Source organism: Paenibacillus sp. 2TAB19 (genome assembly GCF_052115185.1).
In the GTDB taxonomy this organism is placed as follows: Bacteria; Bacillota; Bacilli; order Paenibacillales; family Paenibacillaceae; genus Pristimantibacillus.
The window spans coordinates 1-1,292 of sequence record NZ_JBFRGE010000200.1 but is presented as its reverse complement, the minus strand read 5'-3'; the positions used below and the strand labels follow the sequence as shown (position 1 = coordinate 1,292).

Annotated in this window: 1 protein-coding gene and 1 pseudogene; one reads left to right on the top strand and one right to left on the bottom strand. The window is 40.2% G+C overall.

Going from position 1 to position 1,292, the window contains the following annotated elements; translation table 11 throughout:
• Positions 1 to 416: 416 nt before the first annotated feature.
• Complete coding sequence (locus AB4Z33_RS30970; RefSeq protein WP_442053580.1) at positions 417 to 980, top strand: hypothetical protein; 564 nt, start codon at positions 417 to 419, stop codon at positions 978 to 980.
• Between the two features lie 104 nt (positions 981 to 1,084).
• Here the strand turns inward: AB4Z33_RS30970 and AB4Z33_RS30965 are convergent.
• Positions 1,085 to 1,292: pseudogene (locus tag AB4Z33_RS30965) on the bottom strand (MarR family winged helix-turn-helix transcriptional regulator); the annotation flags it as partial.

Below are 1,292 nucleotides of genomic sequence, written 5' to 3'. Positions count from 1 at the left end.
AAAGAAAACACCAAAGACAACCGAAAAACCTACTCGCGACGAGTAGGCTTTCTGTTCGAGGATTTTACACACAACTTTGGACTTGACCCTAATATAGTTGTTTTATTCGAAAAATCGTACAAAGTTGAACGCTCCTGCTGTGTATTGCGATTATTTGTATGAAAAGTCGTATAAACGAGAATGTAGCTTAGGTTGGCCTTTGCATTTGTATGAAAAATCACACAAAATGTTCATGAGACTATAGTACGGAAATAATACTTATTGCTGCTTGGCTTTAAATGAATTATTATGGTTTTACTTAAATATGGTTTGGCGAAGAACGCCTCGGTATCCCTTCTAATGTAAGGGAAGTCGAGGCGTTTTATTTTTTGCCAGGGAAGGGTGACACAGTTGAGTTTTGAGATCGAGCATAAGAAGTGGGTAAACGATCACTTGTCCAAACGCCAGGGGGAACGAAAGGATGCTTTGAAAAGAGGGCACGGATTCGGCCTTACTTTGTGGATTTTATTTGGATCATGGGCAGTCTTCGTTATGTATTCGAAGTCATGGATTATGGTTCACATGGCACGGATCGTTCGAAATATCGAATGGATCTAAATAGAGCTTTGTTCTTGCAATCACAAGAATGCCAAGTGATTTCTATACCCTTAGATGAAATGAAAGAAAATCCATTGTTCGTACGAACTATGATTCGCTGCATACTAGCCCCCTATCTAGTGTCAACGGGTGAGAAAAATCAAATGCCTCGTCGCGAATATCAAAAAATCGAACGCCAGTTGATGCGTCTAGCGATTCGGCACAATCGTATCATTAGCCCAGCGAAAGCGGCGATTGAACTGGAGATTCACAAGCAAACGGTCATCAAGTACTGCAGAAGCCTTGTAGAAAGAGGTAAATTCCGAGTAATTCAAACCGGTCCAGCCGGTAAAATATACAAATACGAATACATTGGGTCATTGCAGAGTCCCGACTTATTGTGACTGTAGCAACCTCACACGGGCATTATCTCGTTAAGGCTCCACGGCAATTCAACTAAAAGTATGTTTGTATATCTGTAACTATTTACTATAAAAGTTTAATGGTCTTACCCAAATCCATTTATAGCTTTGAGCATTTCAGTAAACTTTTCAAGTTGTTGATTATCCCATTGTGCTATTCGTTCATAAAAAAAGTTTTCTTTATTCCGCAAAGCTTCAAACGTTTTTTTTCGTCCAAGATCCGTGAGTGTAAGAAGTACCGAGCTACGGTCCATTGCAGTTGAGTCTGCCAATGAAGAGGCGCTAGTTGGTTGG